General features: G+C 71.7%; 19 protein-coding genes. 12 read left to right on the top strand and 7 right to left on the bottom strand.

What is annotated here, in order from left to right:
* The first annotated feature begins 110 nt into the window (after nt 1-110).
* Nucleotides 111-1,454 carry a phosphoglucosamine mutase gene (gene glmM / locus SM418_RS22905; RefSeq protein ID WP_371942940.1) on the top strand — a complete coding sequence of 448 codons (1,344 nt, stop codon included), beginning with the start codon at nt 111-113 and terminating at the stop codon, nt 1,452-1,454.
* Nucleotides 1,455-1,487: 33 nt separating this feature from the next.
* Here the strand turns inward: glmM and SM418_RS22900 are convergent, their stop codons facing one another.
* The gene (locus tag SM418_RS22900; RefSeq protein ID WP_371942939.1) at nt 1,488-2,180 is read right to left on the bottom strand and encodes an HNH endonuclease family protein; all 693 of its coding nucleotides are present in this window, start codon (nt 2,178-2,180) and stop codon (nt 1,488-1,490) included.
* 120 nt (nt 2,181-2,300) lie between these two features.
* Between SM418_RS22900 and SM418_RS22895 the strand changes: the two genes are divergently transcribed.
* From SM418_RS22895 to SM418_RS22875, 5 genes are all read left to right on the top strand, one after another.
* A complete protein-coding gene (locus SM418_RS22895) occupies nt 2,301-3,257 on the top strand; it encodes a DUF389 domain-containing protein (protein ID WP_371942938.1) in 957 nt (318 codons plus the stop codon).
* 86 nt (nt 3,258-3,343) lie between these two features.
* Complete coding sequence (locus tag SM418_RS22890) at nt 3,344-4,312, top strand: ABC transporter ATP-binding protein (protein WP_371942937.1); 969 nt, start codon at nt 3,344-3,346, stop codon at nt 4,310-4,312.
* Nucleotides 4,309-5,187 carry an ABC transporter permease gene (locus SM418_RS22885; RefSeq protein WP_371942936.1) on the top strand — a complete coding sequence of 293 codons (879 nt, stop codon included), beginning with the start codon at nt 4,309-4,311 and terminating at the stop codon, nt 5,185-5,187. Before SM418_RS22890 ends, SM418_RS22885 begins: the two co-directional genes overlap by 4 nt.
* Nucleotides 5,184-6,116 (top strand): ABC transporter ATP-binding protein, encoded by a 933-nt coding sequence (locus SM418_RS22880; RefSeq protein ID WP_371942935.1) that lies wholly within the window; start codon nt 5,184-5,186, stop codon nt 6,114-6,116. Before SM418_RS22885 ends, SM418_RS22880 begins: the two co-directional genes overlap by 4 nt.
* On the top strand, nt 6,113-6,829 hold the full coding sequence (locus SM418_RS22875; protein WP_371942934.1) for an ABC transporter permease: 717 nt from the start codon (nt 6,113-6,115) through the stop codon (nt 6,827-6,829). Before SM418_RS22880 ends, SM418_RS22875 begins: the two co-directional genes overlap by 4 nt.
* On the opposite strand, the gene SM418_RS22870 is transcribed toward SM418_RS22875, so the two are convergent.
* Nucleotides 6,826-7,461: a response regulator gene (locus tag SM418_RS22870; protein ID WP_371942933.1), complete on the bottom strand. Its 636-nt coding sequence runs from the start codon at nt 7,459-7,461 to the stop codon at nt 6,826-6,828. The genes SM418_RS22875 and SM418_RS22870 overlap by 4 nt on opposite strands.
* Before the next feature lies 1 nt (nt 7,462).
* Nucleotides 7,463-8,767 (bottom strand): sensor histidine kinase, encoded by a 1,305-nt coding sequence (locus SM418_RS22865; RefSeq protein ID WP_371942932.1) that lies wholly within the window; start codon nt 8,765-8,767, stop codon nt 7,463-7,465.
* Nucleotides 8,768-8,860: 93 nt separating this feature from the next.
* Between SM418_RS22865 and SM418_RS22860 the strand changes: the two genes are divergently transcribed.
* On the top strand, nt 8,861-10,231 hold the full coding sequence (locus tag SM418_RS22860) for an alkaline phosphatase PhoX (RefSeq protein WP_371942931.1): 1,371 nt from the start codon (nt 8,861-8,863) through the stop codon (nt 10,229-10,231).
* 44 nt (nt 10,232-10,275) lie between these two features.
* Here the strand turns inward: SM418_RS22860 and coaA are convergent, their stop codons facing one another.
* Nucleotides 10,276-11,217, bottom strand: a complete 942-nt coding sequence (coaA, locus tag SM418_RS22855) for a type I pantothenate kinase (protein ID WP_371942930.1) — start codon at nt 11,215-11,217, stop codon at nt 10,276-10,278.
* A gap of 123 nt (nt 11,218-11,340) precedes the next feature.
* Here coaA and glmS point away from each other — a divergent pair, with 123 nt between their 5' ends.
* Nucleotides 11,341-13,185 carry a glutamine--fructose-6-phosphate transaminase (isomerizing) gene (gene glmS / locus SM418_RS22850; protein ID WP_371942929.1) on the top strand — a complete coding sequence of 615 codons (1,845 nt, stop codon included), beginning with the start codon at nt 11,341-11,343 and terminating at the stop codon, nt 13,183-13,185.
* A gap of 156 nt (nt 13,186-13,341) precedes the next feature.
* On the opposite strand, the gene SM418_RS22845 is transcribed toward glmS, so the two are convergent.
* The 3 genes from SM418_RS22845 to SM418_RS22835 form a co-directional block, all read right to left on the bottom strand.
* Nucleotides 13,342-13,548 (bottom strand): DUF397 domain-containing protein, encoded by a 207-nt coding sequence (locus SM418_RS22845; RefSeq protein ID WP_371942928.1) that lies wholly within the window; start codon nt 13,546-13,548, stop codon nt 13,342-13,344.
* A gap of 260 nt (nt 13,549-13,808) precedes the next feature.
* On the bottom strand, nt 13,809-14,180 hold the full coding sequence (locus SM418_RS22840) for a DUF397 domain-containing protein (RefSeq protein ID WP_371942927.1): 372 nt from the start codon (nt 14,178-14,180) through the stop codon (nt 13,809-13,811).
* Complete coding sequence (locus tag SM418_RS22835; RefSeq protein WP_371942926.1) at nt 14,071-14,931, bottom strand: helix-turn-helix domain-containing protein; 861 nt, start codon at nt 14,929-14,931, stop codon at nt 14,071-14,073. The genes SM418_RS22840 and SM418_RS22835 overlap by 110 nt, the downstream gene beginning before the upstream one ends.
* A 224-nt stretch (nt 14,932-15,155) precedes the next feature.
* Between SM418_RS22835 and SM418_RS22830 the strand changes: the two genes are divergently transcribed.
* The 4 genes from SM418_RS22830 to tsaE all read left to right on the top strand — a co-directional run bounded on the left by SM418_RS22830 (nt 15,156) and on the right by tsaE (nt 19,679).
* A complete protein-coding gene (locus SM418_RS22830; protein ID WP_371942925.1) occupies nt 15,156-16,631 on the top strand; it encodes an NAD(P)H-hydrate dehydratase in 1,476 nt (491 codons plus the stop codon).
* 374 nt (nt 16,632-17,005) lie between these two features.
* Nucleotides 17,006-18,130 carry an alanine racemase gene (gene alr / locus SM418_RS22825; RefSeq protein ID WP_371942924.1) on the top strand — a complete coding sequence of 375 codons (1,125 nt, stop codon included), beginning with the start codon at nt 17,006-17,008 and terminating at the stop codon, nt 18,128-18,130.
* Between the two features lie 11 nt (nt 18,131-18,141).
* A complete protein-coding gene (locus tag SM418_RS22820) occupies nt 18,142-19,212 on the top strand; it encodes an alpha/beta fold hydrolase (protein WP_371942923.1) in 1,071 nt (356 codons plus the stop codon).
* Nucleotides 19,213-19,247: 35 nt separating this feature from the next.
* The gene (tsaE, locus tag SM418_RS22815; protein WP_371943032.1) at nt 19,248-19,679 is read left to right on the top strand and encodes a tRNA (adenosine(37)-N6)-threonylcarbamoyltransferase complex ATPase subunit type 1 TsaE; all 432 of its coding nucleotides are present in this window, start codon (nt 19,248-19,250) and stop codon (nt 19,677-19,679) included.
* Nucleotides 19,680-19,734: the final 55 nt, after the last annotated feature.

Below are 19,734 nucleotides of genomic sequence, written 5' to 3'. Positions count from 1 at the left end.
CGAGCCGTCGCACCCCGTGCCCGCCACGCGGCAGTTCCGCGTGGCCGGAGCACCGGGTGCGGCGGCTCGTCCGCTTTCCGGTGTCACCCAGTCTCATCGGGAGTTGAACTGTGGCTCGTCTGTTCGGGACCGACGGCGTGCGCGGGCTCGCCAACCGCGACCTGACCGCCCCGCTCGCCATGGACCTGTCCGTCGCGGCGGCGCGGGTGCTGGGCGAGCAGGGCACCTTCAAGGGCCACCGGCCGCTCGCCGTGGTCGGACGCGATCCGCGGGCCTCCGGTGAGTTCCTGGAGGCGGCCGTCGTGGCGGGCCTCGCCAGCTCCGGGGTGGACGTGCTGCGCCTCGGCGTCCTGCCGACCCCGGCGGTCGCGTACCTCACGCACACGCTGGACGCCGACCTCGGCGTGATGCTGTCGGCGTCGCACAACCCGGCCCCCGACAACGGCATCAAGTTCTTCGACCGTAGCGGCTACAAGCTGCCGGACGAGCTCGAGGACCGGATCGAGGCGCGGCTCGGCGAGACGTGGGAACCGCCGACCGGCGCCGGCGTCGGCCGCGTCCGGGAGGCGCACGGCGCCGTCGAGCAGTACGTCGCGCACCTGGTCTCGACCGTCAAGGTGTCCCTGGACGGCCTGCGCGTCGTGGTCGACTGCGCGAACGGCGCGTCCAGCGACGTGGCCCCCGAGGCGCTGCGCCGCGCGGGCGCCGAGGTCCTCACGATCGGGACGGCGCCGGACGGCCTGAACATCAACTCGGGCTGCGGCTCCACCCACCTCGACGCGCTGCGCAAAGCCGTCCGGGAGCACGGCGCCGACGCGGGCATCGCGAACGACGGCGACGCCGACCGCTGCCTGGCCGTGACCGCGTCCGGTGAGGTCGTGGACGGCGACCAGATCATGGCCGTCCTCGCGCTCGACCTGCTGGAGACGGGCGCGCTGCCGTCCGACACCGTCGTCGCGACCGTGATGTCGAACCTCGGCTTCAAGCTCGCCATGCGGGAGGCCGGGATCACCGTGGTGGAGACCGCGGTCGGCGACCGGTACGTCCTGGAGGCGATGAAGGAGGGCGGCTTCGGGTTCGGCGGCGAGCAGTCCGGCCACGTCATCATGCTCGACCACGCGACGACCGGCGACGGCGTCCTGACGGGCCTGCACCTGCTGGCCGCGATGGTCCGCCGGGGCCGCCCCCTGGACGAGCTGACCAAGGTGATGACCCGGCTGCCGCAGGTGCTCATCAACGTCAGGGACGTCGACAAGACCCGCGCGAAGACGTCCCCGGAACTGGCCGAGGCCGTCGCCGCCGCGGAGAGCGGCCTCGGTGAGACGGGCCGCGTCCTGATCCGCCCGAGCGGCACCGAGCCGATGGTCCGCGTCATGGTCGAGGCGGCCTCGCAGGACCAGGCGCAGTCGGTCGCCGAGCACCTCGCCGACGTGGTGAAGACCACACTGGGCTAGCCGCGCCCCCGGCGGGCGGTCGGCGCCCGGCGGTCAGCAGCGTCCCAGGAAGTCCTGCAGGGCGTCGTGGTCCGAGCGGGTCACGGGCAGGGAGTACTCCTTGGCCACCGCGACGTACTTGATCGCGTAGCTGCACTGGAAGCCCTTCTGCGGCTTCCACTCGCCGGGGCCGGAGTCGCTCTTCTGCCGGTTCGGCACGCCCCAGACGGCGAGCAGGTTGTCGTGGTCGTTGGCGAACTGCTCGCGCCTGTCCTCGCTCCAGCGGGAGGCGCCCATCCGCCAGGCGAGCGCGAGCGGGTAGACGTGGTCGATCTGCACCTCGGCGGCGTCCTTCTTCGCGAAGGTGATCTCCTTGCCGCTGTAGGGGTCGTGCAGGCGCCCGGCCACGACGACGCACCCGCCTTTCTTCTCCACCTTCGTCAGGTCGCGGTCGAGGACGTCGTTGCGCTGGTCGCAGCCGTTGTGGTCGGTGTCCTTCCAGCGCGTCCCGAACTTGTCGCGCCGGTAGCCGGAGCCGCCGCCCTCGGCGGCGATCCGCAGCCGGGACAGGTCCTTGCGGGCGCGGGCCTCATCCCCGGACGCGGGTTTCGTGCCGCCCGCAGACGGCGAGCCGCTCTCCGACACTCCGACGTCGGCCTTGCACCCCGCGGCAAGGGGGACGGCGAGCACGAGTCCCGCCGCAGCCGTTCGTCCCGCCTTCACCAGCACAGCCGTTCGTGCCGCCATACCTTCACCGTCCCGGGGGTTTCTGTGGTTGTTTGCCGATTTTTGAGCAAATAATCGATCGAACCTTATGACCTGGCGTACCGGTCACACGGGCCCGCCGTTTACGGCACGATTGCTCCCGTGCTGCATCTCAGAGCGATCGTCCCGGCGGACCGTACGGAGGCCGTCTGCGCGGCGCTGGCCGACTGCGCGGGGGCCACCAACGTCGTCGTCATCGGCGACGCCGCCCGCTCCCCCCGCGGCGACCTCGTGACGAGCGACATCGCCCGCGAGTCCGCCAACGAGGTGCTGGGCGCGCTGCGCGCCCTGGACGTCGACCGGGACGGGGCCATCGCGCTCGACAAGGTCGACCTGACGCTCTCGGAGACCGCCGAGACCGCCAAGGAGCGGGCGCCCGGCCACGGCGACGACGCCGTCGTCTGGGCGGAACTCGACCGGCATGTCACCGAAGGGACGGCGCTGACCTGGTCGTTCGTCGCGTTCCTCGCGCTCGCCACGCAGCTGGCCGGGATCGCCGCGCTGATCGACTCGCCGGTGCTGGTGGTCGGCGCGATGGTGCTCGGGCCGGAGTTCGGCGCGATCGCGGCGATCTGCTACGGGCTCGTCCGGTGGCAGGCGTCCCCCATCGTCCAGGCGGTGCGGGCGCTGGTCGTCGGGTTCGTCGTCGCGATCGTGATCACCTATGTGTGCGCGCTGGTCAGCCGGTGGACCGGGGTCATCGAACTGGACCGGCTGCCCGACGAGCGCCCGCTCACCGCGTTCATCTACAGCCCGGACCGCTGGTCGTTCATCGTCGCGCTGCTCGCCGGCGCCGCCGGGGTGCTGTCGCTCACCGCGGGCAAGTCGTCGGCGCTGGTCGGGGTGTTCATCTCCGTCACCACGGTGCCCGCCGCCGGGAACCTCGCGGTCGCGCTGGCGCTCGAACACGGCAGCGAGATCACCGGCTCACTGCTCCAGCTGGCCGTCAACATCGCCGGGATGATCATCGCGGGGACGCTGACGCTGCTCGTCCAGAAGACGCTGTGGGGCGTCGTCCTCCGGCAGGGGAGACGTCCGGCGGTCGGACGGCGTACTTAGGTCGCTCCAAGACTGGACGAAAGGCTGCCCCGGCATCGCCCTTGAGGGTGACGTGCCGTGCGGTGCCAGCCGCTAGGTTCGTCGTTATGCCGATAATCGCCACCCAGGGCCTGACGATGAGGTTCCCCCGGGTGACCGCCTTGGACGACCTCTCCGTGGCCGTCGAGCCGGGCGTCGTCGGGCTGGTCGGAGCCAACGGCGCCGGCAAGTCGACGCTCATCAAGATCCTGCTCGGGCTGCTGCCGCCGACCTCCGGCACCGCGACCGTACTGGGCCTCGACATCGCGCGCGAGGGCCTGCGGATCCGGGAGAGCGTCGGGTTCATGCCCGAGTACGACTGCCTGCCGCCGGACGTGTCCGCGACCGAGTTCGTGGTGCACATGGCCCGGATGTGCGGGCTCCCCCCGACCGCCGCCCGCGAACGCGCCGCCGACACGCTCCGGCACGTCGGCCTGTACGAGGAGCGCTACCGCCCCATCGGCGGCTACTCCACCGGCATGCGCCAGCGGGTGAAGCTCGCGCAGGCCCTCGTCCACGACCCGAAGCTCGTGTTCCTGGACGAGCCCACCAACGGCCTCGACCCGGCCGGGCGCGACGAGATGCTCGACCTGATCCGCCGCATCGGCGCCGAGTTCGGGATCAGCGTCCTCGTCACCTCGCACCTGCTCGGCGAGCTGGAACGGGTCTGCGACCACGTCGTCATCATCGACGGCGGGAAGCTGCTGCGGTCCCAGGCCGTCGAGGCGTACACCGCCGCGAGCGGCGTGCTGACCGTCGAGGTCGACGAGGGGCGGGACGTGCTCGGGCAGCACCTGTACGACCAGGGCGTGTCCGTCCGTCCCGAGGGCCGGTTCCTCATCGTCGACATCGCCGGCGAGACGACCTACGACCTGGTCCGCGACGGCGTCGCGGGCCTCGGGCTGCGGCTGATCCGGATGGAGCAGCGCCGCCACCACATCGAGGAGGTCTTCCAGACCGGGCCGCCCGCGCCGCCGGCCCCCGCCGGGACCGTCCAGCCCCCCGCGGGGACCGTCCAGCAGGGAGCGCCGCGATGAGCACGAGCACCATCCACGACATCGGCTACCGCCACTACGACGGGCGCCGCAACGGCCGCGCGTACGTGCTGCGGTCGCTGTACGTGCACAACCTGCGCGCCGCGTTCGGCCTCGGGCGTCCCGCACGGGCCAAGGTCATGCCGTTCCTGCTGGCGGCGATCATGCTGGTGCCGGCCGCCGGGTCGGTCGCCGCGTTCGCGTTCAGCAAGGAGCCGGACGCACTGATCCGCTACTCGTCCTACGTGAACATCATGCAGGTCATCGTGGCGATCTTCCTGGCCACGCAGGCGCCGGTGCTGGCCTCGCGGGAGGTGCGCTTCCACGTCATCCCGCTGTACTTCTCCCGCCCGGTCGGCCATCTGGACTTCGTCCTCGCGAAGGGCGCGGCGCTGGCGACCGCGCTGCTGACGCTGATGGCGGTGCCCGTCACCGTCCTCTACCTCGGCGGGCTGATCACCAAGATGCCCGACTCGGGGGAGCAGCTGCTGAAGTACCTCGGCGCCCTGGTCGGCTGCCTGCTGTACGCGCTCGTGCTGGCGGCGATCGGGATGGTGATCGCGGCGTTCACGCCGCGCCGCGGGTTCGGCGTCGCCGCGGTCATCGCCGTCTACCTGATCAGCGCCACGGTCGTCGGCGTCATCCAGGGGATCGCCGACGCGGAGACGAACTTCACCCTCCAGGGCTGGGCAGGGCTGTTCACGCCGTTCAACCTGGTGGACATCGTGCAGGTCAGGCTGCTCGGCGCGCAGTCGTCCTCGCCCGGCGTCGCGCCCGGCGTCGGAGGCGGCGTCGTCGCGCTCGCCTTGTGCGCCCTCATCGTCGTCGGCTCGATCGCGGTTCTCTACCGCCGGTTCCGGAAGGCGGGGCTCTCGTGAGTGAGTTGGTTCTGGAGAACGTGTCCCGCTGGTACGGGAACGTCGTCGCCATCAACGGCGTGTCGATGAAGGTCGGGCCGGGCGTCACCGGGCTCCTCGGCCCGAACGGCGCCGGGAAGTCGACGCTCATCCACATGATGGGCGGGTTCCTGGCTCCGTCGTCCGGCGGCGTCACGCTGGACGGGAAGCCGATATGGCGCAACCCGGGCGCCTACCGCAGCCTGGGTCTCGTCCCCGAACGGGAGTCGGCCTACGACTTCCTCACCGGCGAGCAGTTCATCGTCGCGATGGCGAAGCTGCACAAGCTGCCGGACCCGTCCGCCGCCGCCCGCCGCGCCATCGGCCTGGTGGAGATGGACTACGCCGCCGGACGCCCCATCGGCAACTACTCCAAGGGCATGAAGCAGCGCATCAAGATGGCGTCGGCGCTGGTGCACGATCCGCCCGTCCTCCTGCTGGACGAGCCGTTCAACGGCATGGACCCGCGGCAGCGGCTCCAGCTCATGGACCTCATCACCCGGATGGCCGAGGAGGGACGCACGATCCTGTTCTCCTCGCACATCCTGGAGGAGGTCGAGCGGCTCGCCACCCACATCGAGGTCATCGTGGCGGGCCGGCACGCGGCGTCCGGCGACTTCCGCAAGATCCGGCGGCTGATGACCGACCGGCCGCACATCTTCCTCGTCCGCTCGTCCGACGACCGGCGGCTCGCCGCCTCGATCATCGCGGACGGCTCGGCCCGCAGCGTCCAGCTCACCGACAAGGGGCTGCGGATCGAGGCGGTCGACTTCCAGCGCTTCACCCTGCTGCTCCCGCAGGTCGCCCGCGACGCGGACGTGCGGCTGTGGGAGGTCTCCCCGGCCGACGAGTCCCTCGAAAGCGTCTTCTCCTACCTGGTGGGCCATTCAGCGAGGCAAGGAACCACATGAACCCGACCATTGCGATGATCACGTTCCGCGGGATGCTCGGGCGCAAGCGCGCGCTGCTCCTGCTCGGGCTGCCGCTGATCATGCTGGTGCTCGCGATGGTGCTGCGGGCGACCGGCAACGACGACCTGTCCACCTCCTCGCACGTCCTGCAGCAGTTCGGGCTCGCCACGCTGCTGCCGCTGCTGGCGCTGATCGCCGGCACCGGGGTGATCGGGCCGGAGATCGACGACGGCCAGATCATGTACGTGCTGACGAAGCCGATCCCGCGCGAGGTGATCGTGCTGACGAAGCTCGTCGTGGCGATCGTCCTCGTCACGGCGTTCGCGACCGTCCCGACGCTGCTCGCGGGCCTCGTCCTCACCGGGACGACCGCGCAGCTGACGCCCGCGTTCGCGATCGGCGTCCTCGTCGGCGGCGTCGCCTACAGCGCGGTGTTCGTCGCGCTCGCCGTGGCCAGCCGCAACGCCGTCACGATCGGCCTGCTGTACGCGCTGGTGTGGGAGTCGCTGCTGGGCAGCTTCGCGCCGGGCGCCAAGTCGGCGTCCATCCAGCAGTGGGCCCTGTCCATCACGGACGCGCTGACGGAGGCGTCGCCGGTCCAGTCGACCGTCGACCTGCCGCTGGCGATCACGCTGCTCGTCCTGGTCACCGCCGTGGGGACGCTGCTGGCGACCTTCCGCCTCCGCTCACTCCCGGTCGCGAGCGCCGACTAGCCGTTCCGGCCCGGGAGGAGGCCGAGGTCCATGGCGACGACGACGGCGCGGGTGCGGTCGCCGACGTCCAGTTTCGCGAAGACGCGGAGCAGGTGCGTCTTGACGGTCGCCTCGGCGATGACGAGCCGCCGCCCGATCTCGGTGTTGGACAGGCCGTCGGCCACCGCCCGGAGCACGTCGATCTCCCGGGCGGTCAGCGTCGCCGGCTCCGGGCGGCGCATCCGGGCGACGAGCTTCTCCGCGACGCGGGGCGCGAGGACGGTCTCGCCCCGCGCCGCCGAACGGATCGCCTCGACGAGCTGGTCGCGGGTCGTGTCCTTCAGCAGGTAGCCGATGGCGCCGGCCTCGATCGCGCGCTCGATCTCGGTGTCGGTGTCGTAGGTGGTGAGGACCAGGACGCGGGTCCCGAGCCGGCCGAGCTCGGCGGTGGCGGCGACGCCGTCCATGACGGGCATCCGCAGGTCGAGGAGGGCGACGTCGGGCCGGAGCCGCGCGGCGAGCGCGATCGCCTCCCGGCCGTCGTCCGCCTCGCCGACGATCTCGATGGTGGGTTCGGCGGCCAGCAGCGCGACGACGCCCGCGCGCATGACCGTGTGGTCGTCCACCACGATGATCCTGAGTTTCTCGGTCATGTCATGCCTTTGCGGGAATCATGGCGAGGATCCGGGTGCCGTCGCCGGGGGAGCTGGTCACGTTCAGCTCGCCGCCCAGCTCGGCGAGGCGGCGGCGCATCCCGTCCAGGCCGAAGCCGCGGGACTCCGCCACCATGAAGCCCCGCCCGTCGTCGGTGATCTCCAGCTCGACGCCGTGCGGACGCCGTTCGAGGACGACCCCGACCGTGGACGCGGCGGCGTGCTTGCGGACGTTGGCGAGGGACTCCTGGGTGCAGCGCAGCAGCGCGATCCGGGTCGTCTGGTCGCAGTCGACGTCCGGGAGTTCGGCGTGGACGGCGAGCCCGGTGTCCTCGGCGAACCGGTCGAGGGTGCGGCGCAGCGTCCGGGCGATGGACGAGGGGGCGACGCTGCCCTGATCTGCCGCCCCGACGAGGACGCGTGCCTCGGCGAGGTTCTCCCGCGCGGTCTGCTCGATGGAGGTGAGCTGCTGCGCGCTCCGGTCCGGGTCGGCGCGCAGGCCGTTCCGGGCCGCCTCCGCCAGCACGACGATGGACGCCAGCCCCTGCGCGAGCGTGTCGTGGATCTCCCGGGCGAGGCGTTCGCGCTCGTCGGCGGCGCCCTGCCGGCGCTGCGCCTCGGCGAGCCGCCGCTCGGCGTCCGCGAGGTCGGCGGCGAGGAGGCGCGCGCGCTCGTCGTGCCGCCCGACGACCCGGTGCATCCACAGCCCGAACAGCACCCCGGCCGCGTACCCGATGAGCGCGGCGACCGAGTTGCCGGTGAGCACCTGCCCGTCCGGGGCCGACCGGACGGCCTCGCCTGCCACCGTGGCCGCGGCGGCGGCGCCGCTCAGGACGACCGCGCGCCGCGGACTACCCGCGAAGATCCAGAAGTGCGGGAGCGACACGATGAGCAGCGACGCGGCGCCGTCCATCTGGTAGGAGACGGCGCCGATCCCGGCGACGAGCACGCCCAGGAAGGCGGTCCGGCGGATCACGGGATCGCCGGGGAACGTTCCGGTGAGGGGGTAGCAGAGGACAAGCACCGACAGCAGGGCGAGCGTGGTGGACCGCGTCCCGTCGGGCTGGTCCCACACGGCGATGCCTGGCGGGAGCAGCCCGAGGAGCACCCAGACGGTGACGTACCAGCGGCGCAGTGCCCGCACCTGGGGACGCTCACCGGGCTCCGGCATCGGCATGGCGATCAGCCTATGGCCTGCGAGATCCCCCCAGCCGTCCCGGGCCCGCCGCACGCCCCGCGCCGGCCACCGGCGGCGGTCGCCGAGCAGCGGCATCAGCGCGGCCCGGGTATGCCGTGCGTGTGACATGTCTGTCGAGGTGTGCCGTAGCCCGTGAATGTGACCCGTGTTACAACGGCTCTGGAGGGTACTTGATCATCCCAGACCAGGGAGTGTGCACCCATGTCAGTCACGCGCCGCCAGCTCCTCGCGCGGTCCGGCGCGGTGGGGGCGGGGATCGCCTTCACCGGCGCCGTCGAGCAGCTGTTCGCAGGAAGCGCCGCCGCCGCGCCGACCGGCCGTCATGCCGGGTACGGGCCGCTCGTGCCCGATCCGGAGGGCCTGCTGGACCTGCCGCGCGGGTTCCGGTACACCGTCCTGTCCCGGGAGGGCGAGCCGCTGCGCTCCGGGGAGGGCGCGGTGCCGAGCCACTGCGACGGCATGTCCGCCTTCCCCGGGCGCGGCCGGACGACCTGGCTCGTCCGCAACCACGAGAACCGTCCGGACGCCGCGCACCGGGTGCCGCCGGTCGCGGGCGTCACCTACGACCCCGGGGGCCTCGGCGGCTGCACGGCCCTGGAGATCGACCCTGCCGGGCGCGTGCGCACCGAGCGCGTCGCCATCGCCGGGACGGCCGTCAACTGCGCCGGCGGCCCGACGCCGTGGCGCACCTGGCTGACCTGCGAGGAGACCGAGGACAGGGCCGGCACCGGGAACTACACCAAGGACCACGGGTTCATCTTCGAGGTCGACCCGTACCGGCGGGACCGGACCGTCCCCGAGCCGCTCACCGCGATGGGGCGGTTCCAGCACGAGGCGGTCGCCGTCGACCCGCGCGACGGCACCGTCTACGAGACCGAGGACGCCTTCGAGAAGCCGTTCGGGCTGTTCTACCGCTTCCTGCCGGAGCGGCCGCGGGGCGGTTCCGGCAGCCTGCGCGCAAGCGGACGGCTTGAGGCGCTGTGCGTCCCCGACGTCCCGGACCTGTCGGTCGTGCAGGAGCCCGGCACGGTGTTCGGCCACGTCGAGTGGAAGCGGGTGCCCGATCCGCTGGCGAAGGAGACCGGGATCCGGTTCCAGGACTTCGGCCCGGGCGGCATCACGCACGCGCAGAAGCTGGAGGGCTGCTACTGGGGCGGCGACCGCGTCTACTTCGTGTCGAGCTTCGCGAAGACGGCGGACGGGTCGCGCGCCGACCACTTCGGGCAGGTGTGGTCCTACGAGCCGCACCACCGCCGGCTCACCCTCGTGATCGTGTTCGGCCCCGGCACCGACGTCCAGAAACCCGGCGATTCGCCCGACAACATCTGCCTGGCGCCGCAGGGCGGGCTGATGGTGTGCGAGGACGGGAACGGCGCGCAGTACGTGTTCGGCGTGTCGCGCCGCCGGGAGGTCTACGCGATGGCGCGGAACGGGCAGAACATCGGCACGGAGGACGAGCCCGCGTGGGGCGAGTTCGCCGGCGTCACGTTCTCCCCGGACGAGAGGACCATGTTCGTCAACGTCTACGAGCCGGGCACGACGTTCGCGGTGACCGGCCCCTGGGGCGGCTAGATCCTGCCCTGTTCAGATCCTGCGCTGTTCAGATCCTGCGCTGTTCAGATCCTGCGCAGCCGGACCCGCTGGACGGCGTGGTCACGGTCCTTGTGCAGGACGAGAGTGGCGCGCGCGCGTGTCGGCAGGATGTTGGAGACGAGGTTGATCTCGTTGACGTCCCGCCAAACGCGCTGCGCGAAGGCGGCGGTCTCGTCCTCGTCCAGCTCGCGGGCGTACTTGTGGAAGTAGGAGCGCGGGTCGGTGAACGCGGTGCGGCGGAGCGCGAACAGCCGGTCGACGTACCACTGCCGGATGTCCTCGACCCGCGCGTCCACGTAGATGGAGAAGTCGAAGAGGTCGGACACGCCGAGGGTGCCGGGCGGGGGCGCCTGGAGCACGTTCAGGCCCTCGACGATCAGGATGTCCGGCCGCCGGACGGTCTGCACCGTGTCCGGCACGATGTCGTACTCCAGGTGCGAGTACACGGGGATCGCCGCCTCCGCCGCGCCCGCCTTGATCTCCGAGACGAACCGGACGAGGGCGCGCCGGTCGTAGGACTCGGGGAACCCCTTCCGGTCCATGATCCCGCGCTCGGACAGCACGGCGTTCGGGTACAGGAAGCTGTCGGTCGTCACCAGCTCCACGCTCGGATGCTCCGGCCAGCGGGCCAGCAGCGTGCGCAGCAGCCGCGACGTCGTGGACTTGCCGACCGCGACGCTGCCCGCCACGCCGATGATGAACGGCGTCGGCCGCACCTCGCCGCCGAGGAACCCGCTGACGGTGTCGCGGAGCCGCCAGTCCGCCAGGAAGAACAGGTTGAGCAGCCGGGACAGCGGCAGGTAGACCTCCTCGACCTCGGTGATGTCGATCGGGTCCTTCAGGCCGCGCAGGGCCTCCAGCTCACCGGGCGTGAGCGGCAGCGGCGTATTCTCGCGCAGGGCCCGCCAGGCGTCGCGGGAGAGTTCCACATAGGGGCTAGGCACGCTGTCCCATCCGCTCGTCATGGCTGAACACTAACCATGCCTGTCGGCTGGTCACCGGTATTTCACCGTCGGTTCACGCTAGCGGAACCGCACCACGACTCCTGTGGGTGGGCCCTGGTGAGGACACCGAATAGAGTTGCCGTCATGTGCGGAATCGTGGGGTACGTAGGCGGCCGGCCGGCACTCGACGTGGTCGTCGAGGGGTTGGCGCGGCTGGAGTACCGCGGCTACGACTCGGCCGGAGTGGCCGTGCTGGCCGACGGGAAGCTGGCGACGGCGAAGCGCGCGGGCAAGCTCGCGAACCTGCGGGGGGCCCTGGCGGAGGAACCGCCGCCCGCCGGGACGCTCGGCATGGGGCACACGCGGTGGGCGACGCACGGCCCGCCGAACGACCGCAACGCCCACCCGCACGTCGACTGCACCGGCTCCGTCGCGGTGATCCACAACGGGATCATCGAGAACTTCGCCGCGCTGCGCGCCGAGCTGGAGGAGGGCGGGCACGGCCTCGCGTCCGACACCGACACCGAGGCCGTCGCGCACCTGCTGGAGGACGAGCTGAAGTCCGGCGGCGACCTCGCCGACGCCATGCGCCGCGTCTGCCGCCGGCTGGAGGGCGCGTTCACGCTGGTCGCCGTGCACACCGGCGCGCCGGACCTCGTCGTCGGGGCGCGCCGCAACTCCCCGCTCGTCGTCGGCGTCGGGGACGGCGAGAACTTCCTCGCCAGCGACGTCGCCGCGTTCATCGCGCACACCCGCGACGCGATCGAGCTGGGCCAGGACCAGGTCGTCGAGCTGCGCTCCGGCGGGGTGACCGTCACCGACTTCGACGGGCGCCCGGCCGAGGTGAAGGAGTACCACGTCGACTGGGACGTGTCCGCCGCCGAGAAGGGCGGCTACGACTACTTCATGCTCAAGGAGATCGCCGAGCAGCCGCGCGCCGTGGCCGACACGCTGCTCGGCCGGATCGGCTCCGACGGGCGGCTGCACCTGGACGAGATGCGCATCTCCGACCAGGAGCTCCGCGAGGTCGACAAGATCATCATCGTGGCGTGCGGGACGTCCTTCCACGCCGGCCTGATCGCCAAGTACGCGATCGAGCACTGGGCGGGGCTGCCCTGCGAGGTCGAGCTGGCGAGCGAGTTCCGCTACCGCGACCCGATCCTGTCGCCGACGACGCTGGTCATCGCGATCTCCCAGTCGGGCGAGACGATGGACGCGCTGATGGCCGTCCGGCACGCCCGCGAGCAGAAGGCCAAGCTGCTCGGCATCTGCAACGTCAACGGCTCCACGCTGCCGCGCGAGTGCGACGGCGTCCTCTACACGCACGCCGGGCCGGAGATCGCGGTCGCGTCCACCAAGGCGTTCCTCACCCAGCTCGTCGCCGTCTACCTCATCGCGCTCTACCTCGCGCAGGTGCGCGGCACCAAGTGGGGGGACGAGGTGTTCGCCATGGTGCAGCTCCTGGAGCGGATGCCGGAGAAGGTGGAGAAGGTCCTGGAGACCATGGAGCCCGTCCGCGAGCTGGCCCGGTCGCTGGCGGGCGAGCACTGCGTGCTGTTCCTCGGCCGCCATGTGGGCTTCCCGGTGGCGCTGGAGGGCGCGCTCAAGCTCAAGGAACTCGCCTACATGCATGCCGAGGGCTTCGCCGCCGGCGAGCTGAAGCACGGCCCGATCGCGCTCATCGAGGAGAACCTGCCGGTCGTGGTCGTGGTGCCGCCGCGCGCGCGGGCCGTCCTCCACGACAAGATCGTGTCGAACATCCAGGAGATCCGCGCCCGCGGCGCCCGGACGATCGTCATCGCGGAGGAGGGCGACGAGTCGGTCGAGCCGTACGCGGACACGCTGATCAGCGTCCCGCCCGTCCCGACGCTCCTGCAGCCGCTCGTCACGACCGTCCCGCTCCAGGTGTTCGCGTGCGAGCTGGCGACCGCGAAGGGGCACGACGTCGACCAGCCCCGCAACCTCGCCAAGTCCGTCACGGTCGAGTAGGGCGGCGGCCCGTTCCCGGACGCTTCTCAGCCGCTTTCGAGAGGCGTCCGGGCATGGCGTAACCTGAAGCGGGTAACGGTCCAGTGACTCGCGACCAAAATGCAATTCCCGCACCGTTGTGAGAATCTCAGTCTGGTGTAATTTGCAGTGAGGTTTTCAGGGGCGGTCGAAACGCCCGCCCTTGGCGGCCTCGGTGAACGCCCGCCATTCGGCGAGGCCGAAGGCGAGGCGTGCGGAGACGTCCTCCGTGTCGCGGACGGATATCGCCTCGTCATCGAGACGGGCGACCTCGACGCAGCCGTTGCTGGCGCCGCATCGGGTGCTCCTTCTCCACTGGGCGGGCGGTGTCGCATGGAAACTCATTCCGGCTCCCTGCATCGAAAGTTGCATTGAACGCGGCCGCGCTGCCGGTGCATCAAGCACACGGTAACAAGATCGCAAAAAACGCCTGATCACGAACGGGTGGTGCGGTACCCGTGTGTCAGGCGTGCCGAGGTAGGCCCAGAGTTTCCGGTGGGGTGCGACCAGGCCGGGTCTAGCGTGGGACCCGGCCCGTCCGGCGTGGCCCTTCGCGCGCCCTCGTGAGGCGGCGGTAGCGGGCTCGGCGGCGCTTCAGCGCCGTCTCATCGACCCAGGTCGAATTCGCCCTTCTTGGCCCGTTCGAGGAAATCGCGCCACTCTCCGGACGAGAATGACAGGACCGGGCTCTGCGTGCCGTGCTTGGCGTCACGCGCCCCGATGGGATGGGACGAATCGGCCAGGTTGCCGATTTCGACGCACGTGTTACTCGCCCCGCAGTGGGCGCTTCTCCTCCATTGTGGAGCAGGAGTGGCGAAAGGGGACACTCGGTGCCTTTCACAAGGATTGAGCCCCTCAGCGGACCCGTCACCAGGCGTCTTTGGCCGCGGCGATGCGGCGCCGGGATTGCTCGGCGTCCAGCGCCTGGCCGGCCAGGCTTGAATAGGCGAGGCTGTACATATAGGTGACAGCCTCATCCGCGAAGTGGCTGATTGTCAGGGATTCAACGTGCACGATATCAGGGAAAACGATGTCATGCACAGGTGAGAATTCCAGAAGTATAAACGATTCAGCCAACACCGAGTGTGCGATACCCAAGGGCAGGATCTGTACGTTCACGTTCGGCGACTCGGTCATCCGGCACAGATGTTCGAGCTGCTCGCGCATCACCTTCTGGTCGCCGATCCGGCGCTGCAGGACCGACTCGTCGAGCACCGCCGACAGTTCCAGCGGGTGCGGGCCGTCCAGCAGGGCGCGCCGGCGCATTCGCACGTCGAGGCGGCGTTCCAGTTCCTGCGGGGGCAGCGTGGCCAGGTCGCTCCAGCCGCCGATCACGTGCCGCGCGTAGTTCTCCGTCTGCAGCAGGCCGGGAAAGACGGTGCTGCCCCATTCCCTGGCCGCCGTGGCCTCCGACTCCAGGGCGATGAAATCGGCGAGCGGGCTCGGCAGGTCGCGGTACTCCTCCCACCAGCCGCGCTCGGCGGCGTCCTGCGCCAGGGAGATGAGGTCGGCGTGCCGGGGGTCGTCGACCTCGTACAGCTCCAGCAGCCGCCGGACGTCGCCGATCTTCGCGCCGGTCCGCGCGTTCTCCAGCCGGCTGACCTTGGCGGTGGACCAGGCGAGCCGTTCGGCGACCTCGTCTCCGGTGAGCCCTCTGCGTTCGCGCAGCCTCCGGAGCTCGGCGGCCAGTCGCCGCTGCCGGACGGAGGGACCTCGGGAAGTGCTCATTGCTCGGGCCTCTCCAGTCCCGGCGGACTGATCAGGGCGCATTCTGCCGCACGGGGTGCCGCAGTGCGAATACATCGGAGCGGATGAGGAGGATTCTACGGCCGGAGATTCTTTTGCGCACGTGACACCAAAACTTGCGATGCAAGTTACAAGGTTTTCCGTCGGGGGTTGCGGAGCGCGTTCCCGTGGCACTCTAAGTGTGTGATCGACTGGGGGAGCGGCGGATGAGGTACGCGCACGAGGTCGGCAAGGTGCGGGCGGCCGAGCGGGCCCTGATGGCCCGGCTCCCGGACGGCGCCCTCATGCAGCGCGCCGCCGCCGGCCTCGCCTCGGTCTGCGCCCGCATCCTGCCCGCCGTGTACGGATCCCGCGTCGTCCTCCTGGTCGGCGGCGGCGACAACGGGGGCGACGCCCTCTACGCCGGGGCCCGGCTCGCCCGGCGCGGCTCCCGGGTGCACGCCGTCCAGGCCGGTTCCACGATCCACGAGGCCGGGCTGGCCGCGCTGCGCGCCGCCGGCGGGCGCCTCCTGTCCGGCGGCGAGGACGCCGCCATCGCCGGCGCCGACCTGATCATCGACGGCCTCACCGGGATCGGCGGCACCGGCGGGCTCCGCGACCCGCACGCCCGGTACGCCGCCCTCGCCTCCGAATCCGCCGCCCTCGTCGTCGCCTGCGACGTGCCGAGCGGCGTGGACGCGAGCACCGGCCGCGTCGCGGGCACCGCCGTCCACGCCGACGTCACCGTCACGTTCGGGACGCACAAGCCGGGCCTTCTCATCGATCCCGGCGCGTCCTACTGCGGAGTGGTCGAACTGGTCGATATCGGGCTCGGCCCCGACCTGCCCGACCCGGACGTCGTCGCGGCGCGCCCGCCGGACGTCCAGCCGCCCGAGCCGGGCCCCGAGTCCGACAAGTACCGCCGCGGCGTCCTCGGCATCCTCGCGGGCGGCCCCGAGTTCACCGGCGCGGCCGTCCTGTGCACCGGTGGCGCCGTCCACGGCGGCGCGGGCATGGTCCGCTTCGCCTCCGTCGCGCACCCGGTCGAGCTCGTCCGGCACCGCTGGCCCGAGGCCGTCACCACGGTCATCGAGCCGGGCCGCCACGATGCCAAGGTCCTCGAACGCATCGGACGCGTCCAGGCCTGGGTCGTCGGGCCCGGCCTCGGCACGGGCGAGGCCGCCGAATCCCTCCTCGAAGCCGTCCTGTCCACCGACCTGCCCGTCCTGGTGGACGCCGACGGCCTCACCGTCCTGTCCCGCCGCCGCGACCTGCTGGGCCGGGCCGCCCCGACCGTCCTCACCCCGCACGCGGGCGAGCTCTCCCGCCTCATCGCCGCCGACCGCGCCGACATCGAGGCCGCCCGCCTCGACCACGTCCGCCGCGCCGCCGCCGAACTCTCGGCGACCGTCCTCCTCAAGGGCTCCACCACACTCGTCGCCGAGGCGGACCGCCCCGTCCGGGTGAACCCGACCGGCACCCCGCGCCTCGCCACGGCAGGCACGGGCGACGTGCTGTCCGGCCTGACAGGCGCCCTCCTGGCCGGCGGCCTCCCCGCCATGGACGCGGCCGCCGCCGGCGCCTACCTCCACGGCCTGGCCGCCCGCCTGGCCGCCGCCCCCACCCCCGGCCCGGATTCCCCCATAAGCGCCGACGACGTCATAAAGTCCCTCCCCGCCGCCTTCCGCGCCATCACCCAGTGAGCCGCCATCGCCGCACTCCGATGACGCGCCAACCGCAGGGCGATCGTCCTTAAGCTGAGGACGCAACGGCCTGAGCGTTGCGATCGCGTGCGAAGCCAGGTTTCGAGCCTGCGAGAAACCTGATCGCGCAGCGAGCCCCTGGGCGAGCCGGAGCGATGCAGCGATCGCCGCGTGGCCCGTTGAAGGAGGGCGCTCCAGCGCCCGACGCCGAGGGCGGCGCAATCAACACAGCGATCGCCGCGTGGCCCGTTGAAGGAGGGCGCTCCAGCGCCCGACGCCGAGGGCGGCGCAATCAACACAGCGATCGCCGCGTGGTCCGTTGAAGGAGGGCGCTCCAGCGCCCGACGCCGAGGGCGAAGCAATAAATTGGTGCCATGAGGGTTCCTGCGGAGGCGCGCGTCGATCTGGCCGCCATCGGCGACAACATCGGGCTGCTGCGCGAGCATGCCGGGGGCGCCGAGGTCATGGCCATGGTGAAGGCGGAGGCGTACGGGCACGGGCTGGTGGAGGCCGCCCGGGCCGCGCTCGCCGGCGGCGCGTCGTGGCTCGGGGTGGCGAAGCTGGCGGAGGCGCTGCGGCTGCGGGAGGCGGGCCTCACCGTCCGGACGCTGGTGTGCCTGGGCGTGCCCGGTGAGCCGTACGAGGAGGCCGTCGCGCGGGACGTCGATCTGACCGTGGGGGCGGTCTGGCTGCTGGACGAGGTCGTCCGGGCGGCGGAGCGGGCGGGACGCCAGGCGCGGGTGCACCTCAAGGCCGACACGGGCATGTCGCGGGGCGGTGCGTGCGGCGCGGACTGGGAGGCGCTGGTCGGCGCGGCGCTGAAGGCGGAGGCCACCGGCCATGTGCGGGTGGCCGGGGTGATGTCGCACTTCGCCTGCGCGGACGAGCCGGGCCACCCCTCGATCGCGGCGCAGCTCGGCGCGTTCACCGAGATGGTGGCGCACGCGGAGCGGGCGGGGGCGCGGTTCGAGGTCCGGCATCTGGCGAACTCGGCGGCGACGCTGACGCTTCCGGAGGCGCGGTTCGATCTCGTCCGGCCGGGGATCGCGATCTACGGGCTGACGCCGGTGCCGCGGCTCGGGACGTTCGGGCTGCGCCCCGCGATGACGCTGGTGGCGGACGCTGCGCTGGTCAAGCGGGTTCCAGCAGGTCGTGGAGTGTCATACGGTCACACGTACACCACGCGTGAGGCGACCACCTTGGCCGTCGTGCCCGTCGGGTACGGCGACGGGATCCCGAGGCACGGCTCCAACGTCCTGGAGGTTCTCGCGGGTGGGCGCCGCAGGACGATCGCCGGGAGGGTCTGCATGGACCAGTTCGTCATCGACCTCGGCGACGACCGGCTGTCGGCGGGTGACGAGATCATCCTGTTCGGGCCGGGCGACCTTGGCGAGCCGACCGCGCAGGAGTGGGCGGACGCACTGGGCACGATCTCCTACGAGATCGTCACCCGCATCGGGTCCCGGGTGCCGAGGGCGTATCCGGGACGGGCGCTGTAGGGGGCGCGTGCATGGACAGCAGGAGCAGGCGCAGGATCGGCGTCACGGCCGCGGGCATCGGCGCGGCGGGCGTGGGCGCGGCCGTCGGGCTGCGGCACTTCGCCGTCGGCCGGGTGCGGCTGCGGCCCGACCCGGACGCCGGCGAGCCGTTCGGCCGGCTGCGCGGCCGGGAGCTGACCGTCGAGGCCGATGACGGCGTCCCGCTGCATGTGGAGGTGGACGGCCCCGACGACGCCGGCCTCACGGTCGTCTTCTCCCACGGCTACACCCTCAACCAGGATTCCTGGCACTACCAGCGCCGCGACCTTCAGGGCTCGCTGCGGACGGTGTTCTGGGACCAGCGCAGCCACGGCCGGTCGGGGCGCAGCGAACCGTGGCACGCGACGGTCGACCAGACCGGCGACGACCTGTTCGCCGTGCTGAAGGCGACGGTCGGCCCGGACGAGCCCGTCGTCCTCGTCGGGCATTCCATGGGCGGAATGTCGATCATGGCGCTGGCCGAACGGCATCCCGAGCTGTTCGACCGGCAGGTCGTGGGGGTCGCGCTCGTCAACACGTCCTGCGGCGATCTGGCGGAGATGACGCTCGGGCTGCCGCTGGTGCTGGCCAAGGTCCTCCGGCCGCTGGCGCCGGGGACGCTGCGCGGCCTCGGCCGCCGCGCCGACCTGGTGGACAGGGCCCGGGGGCTGGGCGCCGACCTCGCGTTCGTCGTCACCCGCAAGATGGCGTTCGCCGACAGGTACGTGAGCCCGTCCGTCGTCGACTTCCTGGAGCAGATGATCAGGGCGACGCCGATCGACGTGATCGCGGAGTTCTATCCGGCGCTGATCGGCCATGACAAGAGCGGCTGCCTCGGCGTCCTCGGCGGGGTGCCGACGCTGATCCTGGCCGGGGGACGGGACCGGCTGACCCCGGTCGAGCACGCGCGCCGCATCGCCGAGGCGCTGCCGGAGGCGGAGCTGGTCGAGGTGGAGGTGGCCGGGCACGTGCTGCCGCTGGAGTACCCGGGGGTCGTGACCGGCGGGCTCCGGCGGCTGATCGCCCGCGTCCGGCCCGGATACGAGGAGGAGCGCACCGCGTGAAGACGATCACCGTCACCGTGCCCACCGCGGCGGACATGCACGAGCTGGGGCTGCGCCTCGCCGGCCTGCTGCGGGCGGGCGACCTGCTCGTGATGACGGGGCATCTCGGCGCGGGCAAGACGACGCTCACCCAGGGGATCGGCGAGGGCCTGAAGGTGCGGGGGCCGATCACCTCGCCGACGTTCGTGATCGCGCGGGTGCATCCGTCGCTCGCGGGCGGGCCGCCGCTGGTGCACGTGGACGCATACCGGCTGGGTGGTTTCGCCGAGTTGGACGATCTCGATCTGGACGCGTCCGTCGCGGAATCGGTGACGATCGTGGAATGGGGCGAAGGGCTCGCGGAGGGCCTCGCCGAGGACCGTCTGGAACTGATCATTTCTCGCGGGGACGGGCCCGGAGAGGAGCGCGAAGTAAGGATCGTCGGGGTCGGTCATCGCTGGTCCGACCTGGACCTCGACGCTGGATGACGCCCCCTGGGCGACTTCTGCGGTTTTTGCCAAGCGGGGGTAGACCACATTACGG

It is taken from the genome of Actinomadura chokoriensis, from assembly GCF_041463665.1.
GTDB classification, from domain to species: domain Bacteria; phylum Actinomycetota; class Actinomycetes; order Streptosporangiales; family Streptosporangiaceae; genus Spirillospora; species Spirillospora chokoriensis_A.
Note: the sequence above shows the minus strand (reverse complement) of the source record. Positions and strands in the feature narration are given on the sequence as shown.

Coding starts and splice junctions, on each gene's coding strand:
- SM418_RS22840 (WP_371942927.1), bottom strand. CDS start 14,180: ATGAGGCTGTCACCTATATGTACAGCCTCGCCTATTCAAGCCTGGCCG.
- SM418_RS22885 (WP_371942936.1), top strand. CDS start 4,309: ATGAGCACGAGCACCATCCACGACATCGGCTACCGCCACTACGACGGG.
- glmS (WP_371942929.1), top strand. CDS start 11,341: ATGTGCGGAATCGTGGGGTACGTAGGCGGCCGGCCGGCACTCGACGTG.
- SM418_RS22860 (WP_371942931.1), top strand. CDS start 8,861: ATGTCAGTCACGCGCCGCCAGCTCCTCGCGCGGTCCGGCGCGGTGGGG.
- SM418_RS22820 (WP_371942923.1), top strand. CDS start 18,142: ATGGACAGCAGGAGCAGGCGCAGGATCGGCGTCACGGCCGCGGGCATC.
- SM418_RS22835 (WP_371942926.1), bottom strand. CDS start 14,931: ATGAGCACTTCCCGAGGTCCCTCCGTCCGGCAGCGGCGACTGGCCGCC.
- SM418_RS22890 (WP_371942937.1), top strand. CDS start 3,344: ATGCCGATAATCGCCACCCAGGGCCTGACGATGAGGTTCCCCCGGGTG.
- SM418_RS22865 (WP_371942932.1), bottom strand. CDS start 8,767: ATGTCACACGCACGGCATACCCGGGCCGCGCTGATGCCGCTGCTCGGC.
- SM418_RS22845 (WP_371942928.1), bottom strand. CDS start 13,548: ATGAGTTTCCATGCGACACCGCCCGCCCAGTGGAGAAGGAGCACCCGA.
- alr (WP_371942924.1), top strand. CDS start 17,006: ATGAGGGTTCCTGCGGAGGCGCGCGTCGATCTGGCCGCCATCGGCGAC.
- tsaE (WP_371943032.1), top strand. CDS start 19,248: ATGCACGAGCTGGGGCTGCGCCTCGCCGGCCTGCTGCGGGCGGGCGAC.
- coaA (WP_371942930.1), bottom strand. CDS start 11,217: ATGACGAGCGGATGGGACAGCGTGCCTAGCCCCTATGTGGAACTCTCC.
- SM418_RS22900 (WP_371942939.1), bottom strand. CDS start 2,180: ATGGCGGCACGAACGGCTGTGCTGGTGAAGGCGGGACGAACGGCTGCG.
- SM418_RS22870 (WP_371942933.1), bottom strand. CDS start 7,461: ATGACCGAGAAACTCAGGATCATCGTGGTGGACGACCACACGGTCATG.
- SM418_RS22875 (WP_371942934.1), top strand. CDS start 6,113: ATGAACCCGACCATTGCGATGATCACGTTCCGCGGGATGCTCGGGCGC.
- SM418_RS22830 (WP_371942925.1), top strand. CDS start 15,156: ATGAGGTACGCGCACGAGGTCGGCAAGGTGCGGGCGGCCGAGCGGGCC.